General features: G+C 74.9%; 13 protein-coding genes. 9 read left to right on the top strand and 4 right to left on the bottom strand.

What is annotated here, in order from left to right:
- Nucleotides 1-46 precede the first annotated feature (46 nt).
- On the bottom strand, nucleotides 47-1,285 hold the full coding sequence (locus ABUL08_RS10635) for a hypothetical protein (RefSeq protein WP_350936980.1): 1,239 nt from the start codon (nucleotides 1,283-1,285) through the stop codon (nucleotides 47-49).
- 279 nt (nucleotides 1,286-1,564) lie between these two features.
- Between ABUL08_RS10635 and ABUL08_RS10630 the strand changes: the two genes are divergently transcribed.
- From ABUL08_RS10630 to ABUL08_RS10610, 5 genes are all read left to right on the top strand, one after another.
- Nucleotides 1,565-2,818: a D-alanyl-D-alanine carboxypeptidase family protein gene (locus ABUL08_RS10630; protein WP_350936979.1), complete on the top strand. Its 1,254-nt coding sequence runs from the start codon at nucleotides 1,565-1,567 to the stop codon at nucleotides 2,816-2,818.
- Between the two features lie 90 nt (nucleotides 2,819-2,908).
- Nucleotides 2,909-3,856: a lysylphosphatidylglycerol synthase transmembrane domain-containing protein gene (locus tag ABUL08_RS10625; RefSeq protein ID WP_350936977.1), complete on the top strand. Its 948-nt coding sequence runs from the start codon at nucleotides 2,909-2,911 to the stop codon at nucleotides 3,854-3,856.
- Between the two features lie 36 nt (nucleotides 3,857-3,892).
- Complete coding sequence (locus tag ABUL08_RS10620) at nucleotides 3,893-5,095, top strand: MGDG synthase family glycosyltransferase (RefSeq protein ID WP_350936975.1); 1,203 nt, start codon at nucleotides 3,893-3,895, stop codon at nucleotides 5,093-5,095.
- Entirely contained in the window at nucleotides 5,092-5,820 is a 729-nt protein-coding gene (locus tag ABUL08_RS10615) for a polysaccharide deacetylase family protein (RefSeq protein WP_350936974.1), read from the top strand. The genes ABUL08_RS10620 and ABUL08_RS10615 overlap by 4 nt, the downstream gene beginning before the upstream one ends.
- Nucleotides 5,817-6,689: a DMT family transporter gene (locus ABUL08_RS10610; RefSeq protein ID WP_350936972.1), complete on the top strand. Its 873-nt coding sequence runs from the start codon at nucleotides 5,817-5,819 to the stop codon at nucleotides 6,687-6,689. Before ABUL08_RS10615 ends, ABUL08_RS10610 begins: the two co-directional genes overlap by 4 nt.
- A 49-nt stretch (nucleotides 6,690-6,738) precedes the next feature.
- Here the strand turns inward: ABUL08_RS10610 and ABUL08_RS10605 are convergent, their stop codons facing one another.
- The 3 genes from ABUL08_RS10605 to ABUL08_RS10595 all read right to left on the bottom strand — a co-directional run bounded on the left by ABUL08_RS10605 (nucleotide 6,739) and on the right by ABUL08_RS10595 (nucleotide 8,886).
- Nucleotides 6,739-6,981: a hypothetical protein gene (locus ABUL08_RS10605; protein WP_350936970.1), complete on the bottom strand. Its 243-nt coding sequence runs from the start codon at nucleotides 6,979-6,981 to the stop codon at nucleotides 6,739-6,741.
- Nucleotides 6,982-7,157: 176 nt separating this feature from the next.
- Entirely contained in the window at nucleotides 7,158-8,252 is a 1,095-nt protein-coding gene (locus ABUL08_RS10600) for a sensor histidine kinase (protein ID WP_350936968.1), read from the bottom strand.
- Complete coding sequence (locus tag ABUL08_RS10595) at nucleotides 8,233-8,886, bottom strand: response regulator transcription factor (RefSeq protein ID WP_350936966.1); 654 nt, start codon at nucleotides 8,884-8,886, stop codon at nucleotides 8,233-8,235. Before ABUL08_RS10595 ends, ABUL08_RS10600 begins: the two co-directional genes overlap by 20 nt.
- A 258-nt stretch (nucleotides 8,887-9,144) precedes the next feature.
- On the opposite strand from ABUL08_RS10595, the gene ABUL08_RS10590 reads away from it, so the two are divergent.
- From ABUL08_RS10590 to ABUL08_RS10575, 4 genes are all read left to right on the top strand, one after another.
- Nucleotides 9,145-14,277 (top strand): IPT/TIG domain-containing protein, encoded by a 5,133-nt coding sequence (locus ABUL08_RS10590; RefSeq protein WP_350936964.1) that lies wholly within the window; start codon nucleotides 9,145-9,147, stop codon nucleotides 14,275-14,277.
- A gap of 70 nt (nucleotides 14,278-14,347) precedes the next feature.
- A complete protein-coding gene (locus tag ABUL08_RS10585; protein WP_350936962.1) occupies nucleotides 14,348-15,607 on the top strand; it encodes a multicopper oxidase domain-containing protein in 1,260 nt (419 codons plus the stop codon).
- A 13-nt stretch (nucleotides 15,608-15,620) separates the two neighbouring features.
- Entirely contained in the window at nucleotides 15,621-16,922 is a 1,302-nt protein-coding gene (locus tag ABUL08_RS10580) for a multicopper oxidase domain-containing protein (RefSeq protein WP_350936960.1), read from the top strand.
- Nucleotides 16,919-19,915 carry a multicopper oxidase domain-containing protein gene (locus tag ABUL08_RS10575; protein WP_458329392.1) on the top strand — a complete coding sequence of 999 codons (2,997 nt, stop codon included), beginning with the start codon at nucleotides 16,919-16,921 and terminating at the stop codon, nucleotides 19,913-19,915. The genes ABUL08_RS10580 and ABUL08_RS10575 overlap by 4 nt, the downstream gene beginning before the upstream one ends.
- Nucleotides 19,916-19,970 lie beyond the last annotated feature (55 nt).

Raw genomic sequence — 19,970 nt, 5'->3', positions numbered from 1 at the left:
GCGCGGCCCCGCCGGAGTCCCGGCCGGGCCGCGCGTACGGCGGGTGTCAGTTCAGCGTGCAGGGGGCCAGGGCGACCAGGTCGGCGGGGCGGTCACCGGTGACCCGCCCGATGTCGGTGGCGATCCGGTTCAGCACGGCCACCCGCTTGTCCTCCAGCGGGCCGAGGATGGCGTTGCGGACGAAGTTCGGGCCGCCCTCGGGCTTCACCGCGAGGCGGGCCAGGCGGGCGTTCGCCTCGGCGATCTGCTGGTCCAGGTTGGCCAGTTCGGTCCGTACGCCGGCAGCGGCCTGGGCCGGGACGGCGGGCAACCGGTCGGCGACGCTCGGGCAGTTCACCGTGCGGACGGCCCCGACGGTCCCGTTCCCCGCATTCCCGCCGGCACTGCCGTTCCCGTTGCCGTTCCCACCGGCGTTGCCGTTCCCACCGGCGTTGCCGTTCCCACCGGCGTTGCCCGCGGCACCCGTGCCGGCGGCGTTGAGGGAGCAGGCGGCGAGGTCGCCCAGGGCGGGGCGCTGGCCGCCGGCCCGGGCGATGTCGATGGCGATCCGGTCGAGCACGGCGACCCGCTTGTTCCGCAGCGGGCCGAGGATGGCGTTGCGGACGAAGTTCGGGCCGCCCTCCGGCTTCACCGCGAGGCGGGCCAGGCGGGCGTTCGCCTCGGCGATCTCGCGGTCGAGGTTGCCGAGTTCCTTCTTCACCCCGGCGGCGGCCGCGGCCGGCACGGCCGGCAGCTTGTCGCGTACGGCCGGGCAGTTCACCGTCTGCGCACCGGCCGCCGCGTTCCCGCCGTTGCCGTTACCGGCGTTGCCCTGTCCGGCATTGCCCTGGCCGGCGTTGCCCTGGCCCGGGTTGCCCTGGCCGGCGTTGCCGTTGCCCGCGCCGGTCGCGGTGCTCAGCGAGCACGCGGCGAGCTGGTCCAGTCCGGCCGGTGCGACGCCGCCGACCCGGGTGATGTCCAGCCGGATCCGGTCCACCACCGCGCGCCGCTTGCCGGCGATGTCGGCGAGCTGCCCCTGGGCCGCCTTGGGCTCGCGGGCCAGTCGGGCGTTGACGTTGGCGATCTGGGTCTCCAGGTTGCGCAGCTCCTGGTCGACGCCGGCCCGCGCGGCTGCCGGCACCGCGCCGATCCGCTCCGCGACGCCCGGGCAGCTCACCGAGACGGTGCTCGTGCCCGCGTTCTCGTCGGCGGAGGCCAGGTGAAGTCCCGCGCCCAGCACGAGCGCCGTGAAGGCACCCACCCCGCCGAGCTTCAGGACCGCGTTGTTCCGGGTACGTCCGGCCATGCACCTCTCCTCTGGTCGGCCGCGGGCGCGCGGTGCGGGAGCGTCGGCGCGGGCGGCGCGCGTACGGATCGTCCCGGTCCGACCCGGCATGGCGGACAAGGATGATCCGTCCTGTCGGGGAGGGATACGGCGCGCGGCCGGAGATCGTTCAACGGTGGCGGACGTGGATGTGTGCGCTCCCACGCTCAGCGGGTGCTCGGCCGCCCGACGGGCCGCCCCGACGGGAGTGACGCCGGGTCGGCGGCAGCCGGGCGATCTTGCGGGTTAGTCTCCCTGGTCATGAGAGCTCGGCTCCTGGGCGCCGCAGTCGCCGCCGTACTCGTCACCGTCGGCACGCCGGTCCCGGCGTCGGCCGCGCCCGCCGCGCGGGCCGCCGCCGCGGCGCCGTTGCCCTGCCCGAAGGCGCCCGCGCCGAGGGTGACCCGACCGCCCCGCCCGGTGCCGCCGCCCGCCGTGCCCGCGGACCGGACCGTCGGCGGCCCCGCGCTCGACACGCCCGGCCTGGTGACGCCGGCCGGCGCGCCCGCGCCGCCGGCCGTCACCGCCACCAGCTGGCTGGTCGCGGACCTGGACACCGGCGCGGTGCTCGGTGCCTGCGGCCCGCACGAGTACGGCACCCCGGCCAGCGTGCAGAAGCTGCTGCTCGCCGCGACGATGATGCCGAAGCTGGACCCGAACCAGCAGGTCACGGTGACCCCCGCCGACCTGGCCATCACCCCGGGCAGCTCCGCCGTCGGTCTGCTGCCCGGCGGCCGGTACACCGTCGGCACGATCTGGTTGGGGCTGCTGCTGAACTCCGGCAACGAGGCCGCCAACGTGCTGGCCCGGCTCGGTGGCGGCACCGAGGGCGTCGCCGGTGGGATCCGCGCGATGAACGAGGAGGCCCGCCACCTCGGTGCCCGGCAGACCCACGCCGTCACCGCCTCCGGGCTGGACGGCCAGGGGCAGTTCACCAGCGCCTACGACCTGGCGCTGATCGCCCGGGTCTGCTTCGCCGACCCGCTGTTCCAGCGCTACACCCTCACCGAGCGCACGCAGATCCCGGCGCAGCCCGCCCTGAAGAAGGGCGGCTTCCAGATCCAGAACGAGAACCAGCTCATCTACCGGTACCCCGGCGCCCTCGGCGGCAAGACCGGCTTCACCGAGCTGGCCCGGCACAGCTACGTCGGCGCCGCCCAGCGCAACGGTCGACGACTCGTCGTCACCCTGCTCGGCGCCGAGGCCCGGCCGGTCCGGGGCTGGCAGCAGGGCGCCCAACTGCTCGACTGGGGCTTCGCCCTGCCCCGGGACGCCTCGGTCGGCCGCCTGGTCGCGCCCGGCGAACTCGACCGGGCGGCCGAGGCGGCGCCCAGCCCCGCCCCGGCCGCGCCGACCCCGCCGCCACCGTGGCGCGGCCCGGCCGCCACCGCCGGCCAGCGGATCGCCGACGGCGACTGGCGGGTCATCCTCCCGGTGGCCGGTGTCGCCGCCGTGCTGGTGGGTGGGGTGGCGGCGCTGCTGGCCGCCCGCCGCCGCCCCCGCCGCCGCGGCTGACCGCCGGCCCCACCGGGCCACCCGTCCCGCGCCGGTCGCATCCGTCGCGTTGCCGCCCGATCCGGGTGGGTGCGGCCATAGGGTCGGAGCATGCGGGCCCGCCGCGCGCCGATCAGCCCCCGGACCGTGTTCCTGCTGATGATGCTCGTGCTGCTGGGCGTCTTCGTGCTGACCCGGCGCGCCCAGGTGACCGCCGCGCTGCACGCCCTGCGGGACGCCGACCCGGCGACGGTGACCGCCGCCCTGCTCGCCTCGGCGGCCACCATCCCGCTCGCCGCCTGGGGACTGCGGCTCGCGGCGGCCGACCGGATCCCGTTCGGCACCACCGTCGCGGTGCAACTGGCGTCGGCCTTCGTCAACCGGCTCGCGCCCGGTGCCGTCGGCGGGGTGGCGCTCAGCCTCCGCTACCTGCGCCGACAGGGTCTGCCGATGCCGGTCGCCGCCACCACCGTCGCCGTCGACCGGATCACCGGGGTGCTGGCGGTGGCCCTGCTGCTGCCCGTCCTGCTGCCGTTCGCCCGCGGCTCCGGACACCACCTGCTGGCCGCCACCGTCCGCCGGGGCCCCACCCTGCTGCTCGCCGCGGCGGTCACGCTGCTGGTGGTGGCGGTGCTGCTCGCGGTGCCCCGGCTGCGGGCCCGGGTGCGGACCGCCCGCCGGCAGGCGGTCACCGCGCTGCGCTCGCTGGCCCGCAGCGGCCGGGTCCTGCGGCTGCTGGGCGCCAGCGCGGCGCTCACCCTCACCTACGCGGGAGCGCTCTGGCTGAGCCTGCTCGCGGTGGGGCTCCAGGCCGAAGCGGCCCTGCTCGCGCCGGTGGTGCTGGTCTCCGTGGTGGGGGAGGGCGTGGCCTCCGCCGCACCGACGCCCGGCGGCCTCGGCGCCACCGAGGCGGCCCTGGTCTCCGGGCTGCTGCTCTACGGCGTCCCGGTGGACACCGCCGTGGCCGGGGTCCTGGTCTACCGGCTCGCCACCTTCTGGCTCCCCGTCCTGCCGGGTTACCTGGCGTTGCGGGTGCTGGTCCGCCGGCAGGTGATCTGAGGGAGCGACGGGTGGTCCGAGGGACTGGACGGGCCGGTGACGGGTAAGCGCGCCCGCATGAAGGGCCGGGGTCGCATCGTGGTGGTGTCGGCGGACGTGGGCGCCGGCCACGACACCGCCGCGGCCGAACTGGCGCGCCGACTGCGCGACCGGGGCTTCACGGTGGACCGGCGCAACCTCCTCGACGTGCTGCCCCGACCGGCCCGCTGGGCCTTCCGGGAGGCGTACCGGGGCATCCTGCGCTGGCTCCCGTGGGGCTACGAGGCGCTGTTCACCCTGACCAGCCGGTCCCGGCTGACCGTTTCGGTGGTCCGTGCCCTGCTGCGTCCCGTCCGGCACCGACTGGGTCGGGTGATCCCGCCGGACACCCGGGCGGTGGTGACCACCTATCCGTTCGCCAACCAGCTCCTCGGGCCGCTGCGTCGGCAGGGGCAGCTGGTCGTCCCGGTCATCTCGTACGTCACGGACTTCGTGGTCCACCCCACCTGGCTCAGCCCCGGCGTGGACGTCTACTGCACCGTCCGGCACGCCGAGGTGCAGCCCTCCGGGGCCGCCGACGGGATCGACGTGGCGGTCGTGCAGCCGCTGATCTCCGCCGCGTTCGCCGGTCCGTCGCCGATCGACCGACGGCAGGCCAGGCGGCGGTTCGGGCTGCCCGACGGAGAGCGCCTGGCACTGATCGTGGCCGGGGCGTGGGGCGCCGGGGAGGTGGAGACCACGGTGGCCGAGATCGCCGCCGCCGGGATCGTCCGACCGGTGGTGGTCTGCGGTCGCAACGAGGCGCTGTACGAGCGGCTGCGGCAGGAACGGGAGCACGTCTTCGGCTGGGTCGACGACATGCCGGCGCTGATGCGGGCGGTGGACGTCGTGGTGGAGAACGCGGGCGGGCTGACCTGTCAGGAGGCGCTGGCGTGCGGGGTGCCGGTGCTGACGTACCGGCCGATCCCCGGGCACGGCCGGGCGAACGCCTCGATCCTGGACCGGGCCGGCCTCACCCGGTGGGTGCCGACCGCCGCACACCTGCGCCCGGCGCTGGCCGCGCTCGCCGACGGGGATCACCGGCCCGCTCCCGGACCGGGTTCCCGGGTCGACCCGGCCGGCGTGGTCGCCGACGCGGCCACCGTGCCCGGCGGCGCCGGGGCGTACGACGGGCGGCGCGGACGCTTCCGCACCGACTCGCTCGGCGACGCGGTGGCGGTGGTCGTGGCGCTGCTCCAGTCGCCGGGCGGGCCGCGGTGACCGGTGCGGCCGGGCGGCTGCTGGCCGGGGCGGGCACGGCCGCCGCGCTGCACCTCGCCCCGGCGGTCACCGCGCTGCCGGGACGGTCCGGGCGGCTGCTGCCCGGGCTCGCCGGGCTGGGCCCGCCGGACCGGGTGGCGTTGACCTTCGACGACGGTCCCGACCCCGAGTCCACGCCCCGGTTCCTGGAGGTGCTGGCCGCGCACCGGGTGCGGGCCACCTTCTTCCTGCTCGGCTCCCGGCTGCTCCGCTCGCCCGCCCTCGGCCGGGAGATCGTGGCGGCCGGTCACGAGGTGGCCCTGCACGGCTGGGACCACCGGAACCTGCTGCGGCGCGGACCGGTCGGCACGTGGCGTGACCTGGCCGGCGGCCGGGCGCTGATCGCCGCCGTCACCGGCCGCCCCCCGCGCTTCTTCCGCCCGCCGTACGGGGTGCTGACCGGCGCGGCGCTGCTCGCCGCCCACCGGTTGGCGTTGCGGCCGGTGCTCTGGACCTGCTGGGGGCGGGACTGGACGGGCTCGGCCACTCCGGAGTCGGTGCTGCGCACCCTCCGTTCCGGCCTGACCGGTGGGGGCACGGTGCTGCTGCACGACGCCTCCTGCGGCACGGCGGCCCCGGGGGCCTGGCGGGCCGGCCTGGCCGCGCTGCCCCGGCTGCTCGACGAGTGCCGGCGGCGGGGCTGGACGGTGGGCCCGCTGGCCGAGCACGGCAGCGCGGCGCGGTGATCCTCGCGGTGCTGGCCGCGCTCGTCGCGGCCTTCTCCTTCGCCCTCTCCACGACGATGCACCAGCGGGCCGCGAAGCGGCAGCCGGAGAGCCGGGCGCTGGATCCCCGGCTGCTGTTCCGGCTCGTGCGCACCCGGCTCTGGCAGCTCGGCTGGGCGCCGGACGTGGCCGGGGTGGTGTCCCAGACGGTGGCCCTGCGCTACGGCCCGTTGGCCGTCGTGCAGCCCCTGCTGGCCAGCGGGCTCTTCATGGCCATCCTGATCGAGGCCGCCTGGAACCGGCGGCCGGTGCAGCACCGGGACCTGGCCGCGACCGTCGTCGGCGTGGTCGGGCTGGTGGCGTTCGTGGTCACCGTCGACCCGCGGGCCGGGGTCGCGGATCCGGGCGCGACCGCGTGGTGGTGGGTGGCGACGGGCACCGGTGGGGTGGTGGCCGCCTGTCTGCTGGCCGCCCGGCGGACCCGGGGTGCCGCCCGGGGCGCGTTGCTCGGCGTGGCCACCGGCGTCCTCTACGGCGTCGCCTCGGCCCTGCTCAAGTCGGTGGCGACCCGCTTCCACGGCGACCTGGCGGCGCTGGTCCTGGACCCGAGGCTCGCGGCGCTGGTGCTGGTGGGCCTGGTCGGCGTCCAGGTCAACCAGAGCGCCTTCCAGAGTGGGCGGATCGCCGCCCCGTTGACCGCGCTGACCCTGACCGAGCCGGTCACCGGCGTCGTGATCGGGTTGACCGCCTTCCGGGAGGCGCTCTCCCTGTCCGGCCTCCGGATCCCGCTGGTCGTGCTCGCCGTGGTGGCCATCGTGGTCGGCATCTGGCTGGGCGGCACGGCCCCGCGCGCCGACCGGGAAGCCGCCGCCCGGGACTCGGGCCGGTGAGCCGCCGGTCAGGCCCGGGCGGGGTGCCCGCGCCTGACCGGCGGGGCGGTCAGGGTCGCGGCTCGACGTCCCCGCCGGCGCGGATCCGGTCCGCCTCGGCGTCGTCCGCTCCGACGGGGGTGCCGTCGGAGTCGCGGGTGGCGTCGGTCAGGTCGGTGTCGGCCCCGGCGCGGGCCGCGTCGGCCCGGGCGTCGTCCGCGCCCACCACCGGGCGGTCGGAGCCGGGGCCGGTCTCCTCGGTGAGGTCACCGGCGGCGGCCAGGCCCAGCGGGGCGTACCTGGGATCGGTCATGGTCTCTCCTCCTTCGACGGCCTGCACCCCCTGGGCTACCCCGGACGCGTCCCGCCGACACCGGACGCGTCCGCCGACACCGGACCTGCCCGTCGACACCGGACCCGCCCGTCGACACCGGACCCGCCCGCCGACACCGGACCCGCCCGCTGCGGCGGGCCGGTCGCGCCGGGCGCTCAGCGGGCCGGGTCGGGGTCGGGCAGGCGGCGCAGGCCGTCGACGATCCGGGTCGGGCCGCCGGGGGCGGGCACCGGGCCGGCCGGCAGCCGCTCGGGCACCCGCAGGCCGACCCGGGCGCCGCCGGAGGGCTCCGGCCGGACGGTGAGCCGCCCGCCCAGCGAGCCGGCGACCGCGCGGACGATCGCCAGGCCCAGCCCGGTGCCGGTCGCGGTGGGGCGACCGGTCGGCCCGGACAGCAGCTCCGGCACCGCCTCGGCGGCGATGCCGGTGCCCGAGTCGCACACCTCCACCGTCCAGCCGGTCGCGTCGCGCCGGCCGACCAGCGCGATCCGGTCGCCGGGCCGGGTGAACTTGACCGCGTTCTCGATCAGGCAGTCGAGCGCCGCCTCCAGCCGTTCGGGGTTGACCCGGCTCAGCCCGATCGTCGAGTGTGCCGACCAGTCCCGGGCGGCCGTCGGTGACCAGCGCCGCACGATCCGGGACAGCTCGGAGTCCAGGTCGACCGGGCGTACGAGGTCGGGCTGTTCGAGCTGCATCAGGGTGACCAGCCGGTGCGCGATCCGGGTGGCCTTGTCCAGCTCGTCCAGCATGACCGCGGTGTCCTCCAGGGTCGCGGCGTCGTCGTGGGTGCCGCGCAGCAGCTCGGTGTAGCCACGGGCGATGGTCAGCGGGGTGCGCAGCTCGTGGGAGGCGAGCCGGACCAGCAGCTCCTGGCGGTGGGCGCGGTCGCGCTCCGCGGCACCGATCCGCCGCATCTCGTGCAGCAGCACGTGCCGGCGGTGCACGTGCCAGGCCATCACGATGAAGATCACCGCCATCAGCGGCTCCTCGGCGGTCTCCTCCCAGCGGATCTCGCCGACCGCGGCATGGTGGGCGAGGATCGCCCCGGTGCTGGTGGTCACCGCCGCCAGCGCCGCCACCATCCAGGACAGCGGCCAGGTGGTGAAGCCGTAGACCAGCGCCAGGCTGATCCAGACCAGGTGGAACGGCACGGTCTCCTGGCCGGGCAGCAGCCACATCAGCACCACGTTGACCGCGGCGAAGAGGATCCAGACCCGGCCGAGCAGCCGGTCAGTCGACGGCGTACGCATAACCCACGCCGCGTACCGTCTCGATCCGGTCCGGACGGTCCAGCCGGCCGCGCAGCCGGCGGACGGAGACGTCGACGACGTTGCTGCCGGGATCGAAGTGCAGGCCCCAGACGTCGGCCAGCAGCTCGTCCCGGCTGCACGGTCGGCCGGCCCGGGTCATCAGGTGCTGCAGCAGCAGGAACTCCCGCAGCGGCAGGTCCACGTCGACGCCGTCCACGGTGGCCCGTCGCCGGTGCAGGTCCAGTCGGACGGGTCCGACGCTGAGCCACCGGGCCGCGTCGCCGCCCGGCGTGCCCCGCATCCGGGCGCGTACCCGGGCCAGCAGCTCGGCCACCGCGAACGGCTTGCCGAGGAAGTCGGCGGCGCCCGCCTCCAGCACGGCCACCCGGGTGCTGATCTCCGGCACGGCGGAGAGCACCAGCACCGGTTGCTCCGGTCGGCGGCGCAGCAGCCGGTCGAGCACCTGCCGGCCGTCCAGGCCGGGCAGCATCAGGTCCAGCACCACCAGGTCGAAGTCGCGGTGCAGCGCGGCGTCCAAGCCGGCCGGCCCGCTCGCGGCCCGCTCGGTGAGCAGCCCGCCGCCCTCCAGCGCCCGGGTGACCAGGCGCCCGATCCGGTCGTCGTCCTCGATCACCAGTACTCGTCCCACCGTGCCCCCACAGACCTCGGCGACTCTCTGGTAGTTCCATGAAGCCCGCCTCACGTTCGGCCCGCCACCGCCCGAACGGCGCGGATTCCTGTCGCCGTTCCGACAGCAGGCGGGGGGCCGAATGACGCTCACATGACGGCGTCGTCATAAAAGCTCGTCGGCGGCCCGCCGCCGCCCATGCTCCACAGACCAGCCCGGCCGCGTCCGTCGCGGCCGTTCTCCGCTGAACGAGGGGGTGAGGGCATGTCGCGCCGTTCCGTCTGGCCGCGCTGGTTCGTGTCCGCCAGTTGCCTGCTGATCGTCGGGTTCGTCGTCCCGCCCGGGGCGGCGGCGGCCGAGCCGACCACCGGCGCGGTCACCCTCCAGGTCGCCAGCGCCCGCAGCGTCGGCCCGGCGCCGCAGGTCCAGCAGGGCGACCCGGTGGCCGACTACCACTGGATGATCACCGCCGACGACGCCGGCGACCCGCACGACGACCTCGCGCACTGCCTGCCGGCCCGCGCCGGCGTGGCGAGCGCGGCGGACTTCGCCGACCACTGCCGGTGGCCGTCGATCCGCAACACCCCGGGCGCGGTCCCGGTGGTCGCGCAGGGCGACCAGGCCGCCCTCTCCTCGGGTACGCCGTTGCAGGGCCTGCCCGCCGGCCGCTACCTGATCTCGGTGACCGCCGACGGCTACAAGATCGACGGGGAGCACTTCACCGTCACCGCCGGGCAGACCACCGCCGTCACCGTCGGCATGCAGCCCTACCCGTTGCCGCTCGGCACCGTCCGGCTGCGGATCTTCGAGGACAGCGTCCCGGTCGACGGCACCTACGAGGTGGGCGCGGAGAAGGGGCTCGCGGGCTTCACCGCGCACCTGGCCGACGTGATGGGCGAGGTGACCGTCGACTACTACGGCAACCCGCTCTGCACCAAGTACAAGCACAGCGCGCCCGACGCGAGCCACCCGGCCGGGCAGATCGTCTTCGCCGACGGCAAGCCGGTGATCGAGACCGAGTCCACCGGCTGCCGCAGCGACGCGAACGGTGACATCGTCATCCCCAACCTCGGCCCCGACCGGTACGCCGCCCAGGTCGTCGCCCCCGGCGGGCAGAGCTGGGTGCAGACCACCACCCTCGAGGGCGGCCACGACTGGGACGTCTGGGTGCAGGAGGGCGACACCGGGTACGACACCGAGCAGAGCCTCGGCGGCGAGCCGGTGCCGTACGTCGACTTCGGCTTCGTCTCCCCGAAGGCGCTGACCGGTACCGCCACCGGCGCGGTCACCGGGACCGTGGTGCAGGCGTACACCTATGTCGGCGGCCAGGGCGGCGTCACGCTGCCGGCCGACGGGGTGGCCGGCGCGAAGATCGCCGGACCGGTCGCCCGCCCCTGGGTGGCCCTGTCCGACCTCGGCGACGGCGACCGGATGGTCTATCTGGACCGGGGCGCCGCCGACGGCTCCTTCACCATTCCGCACGTCCCCGACGGCGACTACCAGCTGACCCTCTGGGACGGCCCGCAGGAGATGCTGCTCGACTCGTTCAACGTCACGGTCAGCGGCGGGAAGACCGTCGACATCGGCGCGAAGCCCCTCGTGGGCTGGTTCACCGAGATCACCGGCACGGTCTTCGTCGACACCAACGGCAACGGCCGGCGGGACACCGGCGAGAGCGGCGTGCCGCGCTTCCCGGTGGTGCTCAAGGAACGCGACAACTCCCTGATGGACCAGGGCACCAACAGCGTGGTCACCGACAGCGCCGGGCACTACGCCATCAAGGAGGCGTACCCGCTGACGAAGTGGCTGGTGCTGGAGGCGTTCAACACCCGCTACCGGACCACCGGCATCACCTACCAGGCGGCGAACGAGCCGACCCCGACGACGCTGCTCGGCGCGGCCGTCGACGTGGACGTGCTGCCCATCATCGGGCTCACCGGCCGGGTGGACTGGGGGGTGAAGCCCTACCAGGGGGCCGAGAACGGCGGCATCGCCGGCACCGTCACCTACGACACCACCCGCAACGAACTCGACCCGCAGTACGCGGTCACCGAGCCGTACCAGCCGGGCATCCCCGGCATCAAGGTGCACCTGTACGCGGTGGTGCGCGACGACAACGGCGAGCCGGTGCGCGAGGCGGACGGCTCGCTCAAGCGCGGCCCGGAACTCAACGACGCGTACACCTCGGAGACCTGGGCGCCCGGGCGCGGCTGCACCGCCCGGATGTTCGACGGCCGACCGCTCACCGACCAGCTCGCCCTGCCCGACTTCGGCACCGGCGCGAACCAGCTGTGCGTGGAGGCCCCGATGATGGGCTTCCAGGCCGCGCCGACCGACAACGACCCGGCGAACTTCGGGCAGACCGTGAACGGCAACTACGCGTTCGCCGACTCCAAGCTCAACCTGATCCCGCCGGGTGACCCGACCAACCCGGGCGCCGACCACGACCTGCCGCTGTACGCGCCGCTGCCGGACGGCGGCACCCAGCCGCTCCCGCCGGACGACTACCTGGTCAGCGTGGAGAGCCCGACCAACCCGGTCGGCGGCGGCGCGATCTATCAACCCACCCGGGAGGAGGACGTCAACGTCTTCGACGGCGACGGCTTCCTGCCTCAGGAGAACTTCCCGCCCTCGGCCGAGCAGGCCGGTGACCAGCCCGCCCCGCCCGCCCCGCAGCCCGACCCCGGTCAGCCGCCGTCGCAGGGCACCGGCATCAACTCGTCCTGCGCCGGCAAGTTGCACACCGTGCACGTCACCGACCCCGGCTTCCTCGACGGCGGTGGCAGCCCCTTCGAGGGCCAGCAGCGCCCGCTCTGCGACACCAAGCTGGTCGAGGTCCGCGCCGGCCAGGCCAGCGCGCCGAACTTCAACCTCTTCACCCCGGTCCCGCTGCCCACCCACTTCTGGGGCCTCGTGATCAACGACCTGGGCCTGACCCGGGACAAGCGCAGCAGCAACTTCGGTGAGGCCGAGGGCATCCCGAACGTCCCGGTCGGCCTCTACGACTGGGCCGGCCGCCTGGTGGACACCGTGGACACCGACTTCAACGGCATGTACGAGGCGATCGAGCCCTCCACCAGCACGTACAACTGCCCGCTGCCGGCCGGGCCGTGCCCGAACATGTACCGCTTCGTCGGCAACGACCCCGGCCAGCCCGGCCACCTCAACGGCAACTGGAACCCGCGCTACCGCACCATCGCCACCAACTTCCAGGCCTGGCCGGGGCTCTACACGGTGACCGACACGGCGCCGACCCAGGTCGCCGCGATCGGCATCGGCCCCGGGTCCGGGCAACTCGGCGCGGTGCAGTGCGACCCGGCCGGGGACACCCCGCAGCTCTTCTCGGCGTCCCGGCCCTTCCTGCGCAGCACCGACACCGACCGGCGGGTCACCCTCACCGGCACCGGGTTCGGTGCCCGCGGCCCGCGCAGCGCGGTCCGCTTCGACAGCGCCGGCACCGACCCGACGGTCACCGTCACCTCCTGGTCGGACCAGCGGATCGAGGTGACCGTCAGCGGCGGCTCGGTCGGCCCGGCCGAGGTGAGCGTCACCGCCGACAACGGTCGGCAGACCACCAACGGGCTCACCTTCCAACTGCTGGGCGCCACGACCGGCACCGGCATCGGGGGTGCGGCCAACCCGCGGCTGTTCCAGGTGAAGCCGCCCGCGTGGGCGGTCCGCACCGGGGAGACCACGTACGCCTCCGTCCAGGCGGCGCTGGAGGCGGCGGCCACGGCCGGTGGCATCGCGGTCGTGGCGGTCTGGCCGAACACCCCCGGACCGGACAACCCGGCCGGCGCGTACTTCGAGAACGTGGTCGTGCACTCCTCCGTGCGGTTGCAGGGCGTCGGCCCCGGCGGCCGGTACGCCGACGGCACGGTGGTCGCCGGGTCGATCCTCGACGGGCGCGGCTTCGGCATCGACAACCCGACCGGCCTGGCCTGGCTCAACCTGGTCGCCTCCGTCCCGCACGCCGGCCCCGCGTCGGTGCCCGACGGCGCGGTGGTCACCGTGCTGGCCCGCGCCAACCAGTTCACCGCCGGCAACGCCGTCACCGTCGACGGGTTCCGGATCACCGGCGGCAACCAGTCCGACTTCGCCGGCAACGTCAACGACGTGACCGGCGGGGTCACCACCCCGTACGGCGCGCCGGGCGCGGTGGTCACCCAGGGCGGCGGGATCTACCTGCACGGCGCCGCCCGGTACGCCCAGCTCACCGACAACGTCATCGTCGGCAACAGCGGCTCGTACGGCGGCGCGGTCCGGGTCGGCACGCCCTACCTGAACACCGGCAACGACCATGTCACCATCTCCCGCAACCAGATCCGGGACAACGGCGGCACCAACCTCGCCGGTGGCATCGGCATCTTCGCCGGCAGCAACGCCTACTCGGTCGACCACAACGCCATCTGCGGCAACTTCTCCGCCGAGTACGGCGGCGGGGTCAGCCACTACGGCCTGTCCTACAACGGCCGGATCGCCGACAACCGGATCTGGCTCAACCAGTCGTACGACGAGGCCGGCGGTGTGATGGTCGCCGGGGAGCTGCCCGCCGACCCGACGAAGCTCTCGCCGGGCTCCGGCGCGGTGGAGATCGACTCCAACGTGATCGAGGCGAACCTGGCCAACGACGACGGCGGTGGCCTCCGGCTGCTCCAGGCCGGTGACGTGCCGATCTCGGTCACCGACAACATGGTGGTGGACAACATCTCCACGCACGAGGGCGGCGGGGTGGCGCTCGACGACGCCACCGACGTGCGGTTCGTCAACAACACGGTGACCGGGAACATCACCACCGCGACCGCCGCCACCAGCACCGGCCGGGCCGCCCCCGCCGGCCTCTCCACCGCGGCCAACAGCGAGCAGCTCCAGGCCACGCTGCCGGCCGGCGCGCCGACCTTCAGCAAGCCGAAGCTGTTCAACAACGTCTTCTGGGACAACCGGGCCGGCGAGTGGGACGGCGTACGGGTCAACGGCATCGGCGCCGTCGACGCGCCGGCCGGTGAGGCGCTGCGGCACTGGGACATGGGCTCCGCCGACGGGGTGGGTCCGCTGACCCCGACGAACTCGGTGCTCCAGGACACCACCGGCACCACGCTCAGCGGCACCAACCGGGTGGGCGTGGACCCGCAGTTCCGTACCCCGTTCCCGGTGTCGGTCTCGATCCTCACCTCCCGGACGTTCCCGTCGTTCCGGCAGGCGGTGATCGTGCTCCAACCGGCCCCGCTGACCGCCATGGGCGACTACCACCTGGCCGGCGCCGGCTCCCCGGCGAACGACCTCGGGGTCACCTCCCGCACCTACGGCACCTTCACCGTGACCGCCCCGACCGACGACGTCGACGGCCAGCCGCGCAGCACCACCCGCCCCGACGCGGGCGCCGACGAACTGTCCTGATGCGTCCGGGCGGCCGGCCCACACCGGCCGCCCGGGCCTCCGCCCACCCCGATCAACCCAGGAGGAGATCGTGACCGATCCCGTACGGCGGCGGAGCATCAGCCGGCGCGCCCTGCTGGCCGGTGTCACCGGCCTGGGCGCCTGGGCGGTCCTGCCGGAGAGCGGCTCCGACGCGCAGCCGCGCCGCCCGGCCGCGGTGCTGCCCCGGGCGGTGGCGAACCCGACGGCGAACGTGCACCTGGCCGCCACCGACGGCTGGGTCTCCATGCCGCAGGGCGCGCCGCCGATCAGCCCGTTCTGGCCCGACCCGCTCGCCCCGCCCGACGCCGACCTCTACGTCTTCGGCTTCCGCGACGTCACCGGGCTCTCCGCCACCGAGGTCACCGCCCAGCGGGGCAAGGCGCAGGTCAGCGCCCCGCTGCTCGGGTTCGACCAGGAGACCGACATCCGGATCACCCTGACCAACCTCGGGCTGTCGGTCCGCCCCGACCTCACCGACGGGCACACCGTGCACTGGCACGGCTTCCGCAACGCCATCCCGCTCTTCGACGGGGTGCCGGAGCTGTCCATGTCGGTGCCGATCGGCCGGGACTTCACCTACTTCTTCCGGCCGCACGACGCCGGCACCTACATGTACCACTGCCACTTCGAGGACGTCGAACACGTGCAGATGGGGATGACCGGCATCGTCTACGTCCGCCCCGTCCAGAACGCCGGCACCCCCGACGTCCCCCCGGGCCGGTACGTCTACAACGACGGTGACGGTTCCACCCGCTACGACCGGGAGTTCGCCCTCATGCTCACCGAGGTGTGGGCGGAGGCGCACTACCGGGACGCGCACATCCAGACCACCGACTGGACCGACTACCAGCCGTCCTTCTTCGCCTTCAACGGCCGCTGCTACCCGGACACCCTCGCCCCCGGCGGCGACCCGCTCAGCGCCACCGCCGGCCGGCTGCGCTACCAGCCGATCTCCTCGCTGATCACCGCCAACGCGGGGGAGCGGGTGCTGCTGCGGCTGGCGAACCTCGGCTACCAGAACCACACCCTCACCGTGGACGGCATCGACCTGCTGGTGGTCGGCAAGGACGCCGCGCTGCTGCGCGGCCGGGACGGCAGCGCCGAGTACCAGGTGACCAACAGCGTCGAGATCGGACCGGGCGAGAGCCGGGACGTCATCTTCACCGCGCCGGACGCCGGCACCTACCTGCTCTACGACCGTGACCTGACGTCGCTGGCCAACGCCGGCGCCGGACGGGGCGGCCAGTTGACCGAGATCCGCGTCTCGCCGCCGGGCACGCTCGCGCGGCAGACCAGGGCGAACGCCTGAGATGGGGGTAACGATGCTTCGTGGAGACCGTGGCCGGTGGCGGCGGCTGAGCGCGGTGCCGCTCGTCGCCGCCATCGTCGCCGTGCTCGTCGTGCCCGACCCGCACGAGGTGGCGGCCAGCCCGCCGGCCGGCCTGGAGTGCCTCAGCTCCGGCGACAACGCCTTCGACCTCACCGCCACCGGCGGCTACGCGGCCATGCCGGACGGGAACACCATCTACATGTGGAGCTACGCCGCCCGCGGCGGGGCGTTCCAGCTCCCCGGCCCCACCCTCTGCGTCGACAGCGGGGTGAAGGTCACCGTCGTGCTGCACAACACCCTGCCGGAGCCCACCTCGATCACCTTTCCCGGCCAGGCGCAGGTGCTCGCCGGTGGGCAGCCCGCCCAGCCGGAGGCGGACGACGCCGGCAACCTGACCTCGCTGACCACCACCGCGGCGGCCGGCACCGGCTCGGTGACGTACACGTTCACCGCCGGGCCGCCCGGCACCTACCTCTACCAGTCCGGCACCGACGTGCAGAAGCAGGTGCAGATGGGGCTGTACGGGGCGCTCGTGGTCCGCCCGGCCGGGCACCCCGACCGGGAGAACGACCGGGCGGACTCCGCGTTCGACCCGGATCACGAGTACCTCTACCTGCTCGGTGAGATCGACCCTGACCTGCACCTGGCCGTCGAGCGGAAACGGGCGTACGACTTCACGAAGTACCGGGCCCGGTACTTCACCATCAACGGGCGCAGCATGCCGGACACCATCGCGCCGAACCACGCCGACTGGCTGCCCGCCCAGCCGTACGGGGCGCTGATCCACATCCGCCCGTACGACCCGGTGGGGAACGCGAAACCGGCGCTGATCCGCTATCTCAACGCCGGCTCGGTCGCCTACCCGTTCCACCCGCACGGCAGCGACGAGCAGCTGATCGCCCGGGACGGGCGGCCCGCGCAGGGCCCCGGCGGGCAGGATCTCTCCTTCTCCAACTTCCTCATCGACGTCGCGCCCGGGCAGACCGTGGACACGCTGATGATCTGGAAGGACGCCGAGCACTGGGACGCGGACGCCAACCCGATCCCGGTGCCGCTGCCGTCGTTGCAGGACCAGATCGTCGGGCCCGGCCCGGAGACCTGGTTCGCGGAGAACCCGTACCTCGGCGGCGCCCCCGGCGAGCTGCCGCCGGGCGTGGTGCAGAACAACGAGTGCGGCGAGTACTACCACGTGGCGCACAGCCACGCGCTGGAACAGGCCACCAACTACGGGGCGAGCTTCGGCGGCATGATGACGCTGATCCGCATCGACCCGCCCGCCGGGTGCCCGGCATGACCAGGCAGGGGAGGGCGACGATGATTCTGACCCGTACACCCCGGCTCGTCGCCGGGTTCGCGGCGGCGCTGCTGGCGCTCGGCCCGGCCCCGGCGCGGGCCGCGGCCCCGGTCGCCGCGGCGCCGGCCGGCCCGGCGGCGGCCACCTTCGCCGGCCCGCCGGGCCCGCCGCAGGGCCCGCTGCCGCAGACCGGCTGCCAGCTCGCCGACGGTACGGCCACCTGCGAGCTGTGGGCGAAGCCCGGCTCGGTGGTGCTGCCCGGCGCCGCCACCCCGGTGCCGATCTGGGGCTTCGCGTCGACCGACGCCGCCCCGGCCACCGTGCCCGGTCCGGTGCTGGTCGTCGACCAGGGCGCCCGGGTCACCGTGACCGTGCACAACGGACTCGCCGACGCCCTGGCGCTGGCGTTCCCGGCCGTCACCGGGCTGGCCCCGGACCGGGTCGGCGCGGCCCCCGGCGGCACCCGCGCCTACACCTTCACCGCGTCCCGCCCCGGCACCTACCTCTACGAGGCCGGTCACACCGCCCAGGGCGCCCGGCAGGTCGCCATGGGCCTGGTCGGCGCGCTGGTCGTCCGCGCCCCCGCCGTCGCGGGCCGGCCCAGCGCGTACGGCGACGCCGCCTCGGTCTACGACGACGAGGCGCTGCTGGTGCTCACCGAGGTCGACCCGGCGCTCAACGCGGCCCCGCTCACCTTCGACCTGCGCCGGTACGCCCCGAAGTACCGCCTGATCAACGGCAAGGCGTTCCCGGAGACCGACGTGGTCGCCACCGACGTCGGCCGGAAGGTGCTGCTGCGGTACGTGGCCGCCGGGGTGCAGCCGCACCCGATGACCCTGCTCGGGCTCGACCAGTCCGTGGTCGGCCAGGACGCCCGGCCGGCCGCGTACCCGGAGGCGGCGGTCACCGTGCCGCTGCAACCGGGGCAGGCCGTCGACGCGGTGGTGAGCGTGCCGGCCGGCCCGGACGGGCGGCGGTTCGCGCTGCTGGAGTCCGGCGGGCAGCTCAACAACGTCGGCCAGCGCTACGGCACCACCGTCACCGGGGTCAGCCCGCAGCAGGCGTTCGGCGGCATGCTGACCTTCCTCGACACCAACCCGCCGCCGGTCAGCGGCGACCACGTCGGCCCGACCGCGGCGAACGTCCGGGCCGCCCCGGATCCGGCCAGCGTGCGGGACGCGGTGACCGTCACCGCCGACTTCACCGACGCCCGCAACGGCAACTCGGTGGTCGACCGGGCCGAGGCGGTCGTCGACGACCTGCGGATCGCCGAGGGCACCGGGGTGCCGTTCAGCGCCGCCGCGTTCGGCGCCGGGGCGACGGTCACCGGGGCCACCGCCGCGCTCCCCGCCGAGCTGCTCACCACCCTCAGCCAGGGTCGGCACACCATCTACGTCCGGGGCCACGACGTCGCCGGCAACTGGGGCGTCGTCGGCAGCACCACCCTCACCCTCGCGGTCACCGGCGCGGTCACCACCGCGGTGACCCTCACCCCGAACCCGACCGCCGGCACCGGCGACGTCGCCCTCTCCGCCTCCGGCGACGACAGCGGCCTCGGCGGCACCGTCACCGGCGCGGAGTACTTTGTGGACAGCACCGGCGTCACCGGCACGGGCACCCCGCTCACCCTGGCCAACCCCGGTACGGCGGCCACCGCCGAGTCCGGCACCCTGCCCGCCGTGGTGGTCGCCGCGCTCGCCGAGGGGCGGCACACCGTCCTCGTGCACACCCGGGACTCGTTCGACCTCTGGGGCCCGTACGCGTCCGCCGACCTGGTGGTCGACCGGACCGTGCCGACCCTGCTCTCCGGCGCGGTGCAGCCCGCCGCCACCAACGGCAGCACCGGATCGGCGTCCGACCCGACGGACCTGCGGATCAACGCCGCGTTCACCGACCCCACCGGCGGCGGGGTGCACTCGGTGGTGGCCGCCGCCGAGGGCTTCCTCGACACCGGCGGGGCCGACGGCACCGGGTTCACCTTCGTGGCGCTCGACGGTGCCTTCAACGGCGCTACCGAGAACACCTACGGCCTGCTGCCGCTGAGCGAGCTGACCGGGCTCGCCGACGGCGTCCACCAGGTGCTGGTGCACGCCCGGGACTCCGCCGGCAACTGGGGGCCGCTCGCCGCGGTCACCTTCACCCTGGACCGCACCGGCCCGGTGACCAGCGCCGTCACCGCCACCCCGAACCCGACGGCCCGGGCGGCCACCCTCGCCCTGACCGCCACCGCCACCGACGCGCTCTCGGCGGTCACCGCCGCCGAGTGGTACGAGGGCACCGACCCGGGCGTCGGCCACGGCCACCCGATGACGGTCAGCGGGACGGCCGTCTCGGCCACGGTCGCCCTCAACGGGTTCAGCCGGGGCAACCACACCCTGCGGGTGCGGGCCCGCGACGCCCTCGGCACCTGGGGCGCCCCCGGCGCGGTGACGGTCGGCGTGGACCCGCCGAACGCCATCTTCGCCGACGCCTTCACCGCCGGCACCAGCGCCTGGTCGCAGGTGGTCGGCACGGTGTCGGCGGGCTCCGGTCAACTGGTCGCCGGCACGGTCGGCTACGTCGTGGACGCCACCCCGGCCGCCGAACCGAGCGTCCACACGGCGTTCGACCTCACCCTCGGCACGATCAACCCGCAGACCGCCACGGTCACCGTCCATCAACTGCGCAACGCCGCCGGCAACCCGCTCGCGGTGGTCCAGTACCGGCGCAGCAACGGGGTCAACCAGTTCCGGCTGGGCCTGCTGCGGCCGGCCGGGTGGGCGTACACCGGGTGGGTGGCGGCCTCCGGCGGGACCGTGCGGGTCGACTGGTCCTCGGCCACCGCGGGCGCCGCGACCCTGAAGGTCGGCACGGTCACGGTGGGGACGCTGACCGGCGACACCAGCGGCTACCTGGTGGAGTCGGCGGCGCTGGGCCTGGTGGCCCGGACCGCCACCACCAGCGGCTCGCTGAGCTTCGACACCTACGCCTCCACCCGCTACACCGCACCCTGACGCCGCACGTGGGGCCGGGCGTCGGCCCGGCCCCACCGTCCACGAGGAGTCCAGA

The organism is Micromonospora sp. CCTCC AA 2012012 (genome assembly GCF_040499845.1).
Lineage (GTDB): Bacteria > Actinomycetota > Actinomycetes > Mycobacteriales > Micromonosporaceae > Micromonospora > Micromonospora mangrovi.
This window is presented reverse-complemented; position numbering and strand designations above follow the sequence as displayed.

Coding starts and splice junctions, on each gene's coding strand:
- ABUL08_RS10635 (WP_350936980.1), bottom strand. CDS start 1,285: ATGGCCGGACGTACCCGGAACAACGCGGTCCTGAAGCTCGGCGGGGTG.
- ABUL08_RS10630 (WP_350936979.1), top strand. CDS start 1,565: ATGAGAGCTCGGCTCCTGGGCGCCGCAGTCGCCGCCGTACTCGTCACC.
- ABUL08_RS10625 (WP_350936977.1), top strand. CDS start 2,909: ATGCGGGCCCGCCGCGCGCCGATCAGCCCCCGGACCGTGTTCCTGCTG.
- ABUL08_RS10605 (WP_350936970.1), bottom strand. CDS start 6,981: ATGACCGATCCCAGGTACGCCCCGCTGGGCCTGGCCGCCGCCGGTGAC.
- ABUL08_RS10600 (WP_350936968.1), bottom strand. CDS start 8,252: ATGCGTACGCCGTCGACTGACCGGCTGCTCGGCCGGGTCTGGATCCTC.
- ABUL08_RS10590 (WP_350936964.1), top strand. CDS start 9,145: ATGTCGCGCCGTTCCGTCTGGCCGCGCTGGTTCGTGTCCGCCAGTTGC.
- ABUL08_RS10580 (WP_350936960.1), top strand. CDS start 15,621: ATGCTTCGTGGAGACCGTGGCCGGTGGCGGCGGCTGAGCGCGGTGCCG.
- ABUL08_RS10575 (WP_458329392.1), top strand. CDS start 16,919: ATGACCAGGCAGGGGAGGGCGACGATGATTCTGACCCGTACACCCCGG.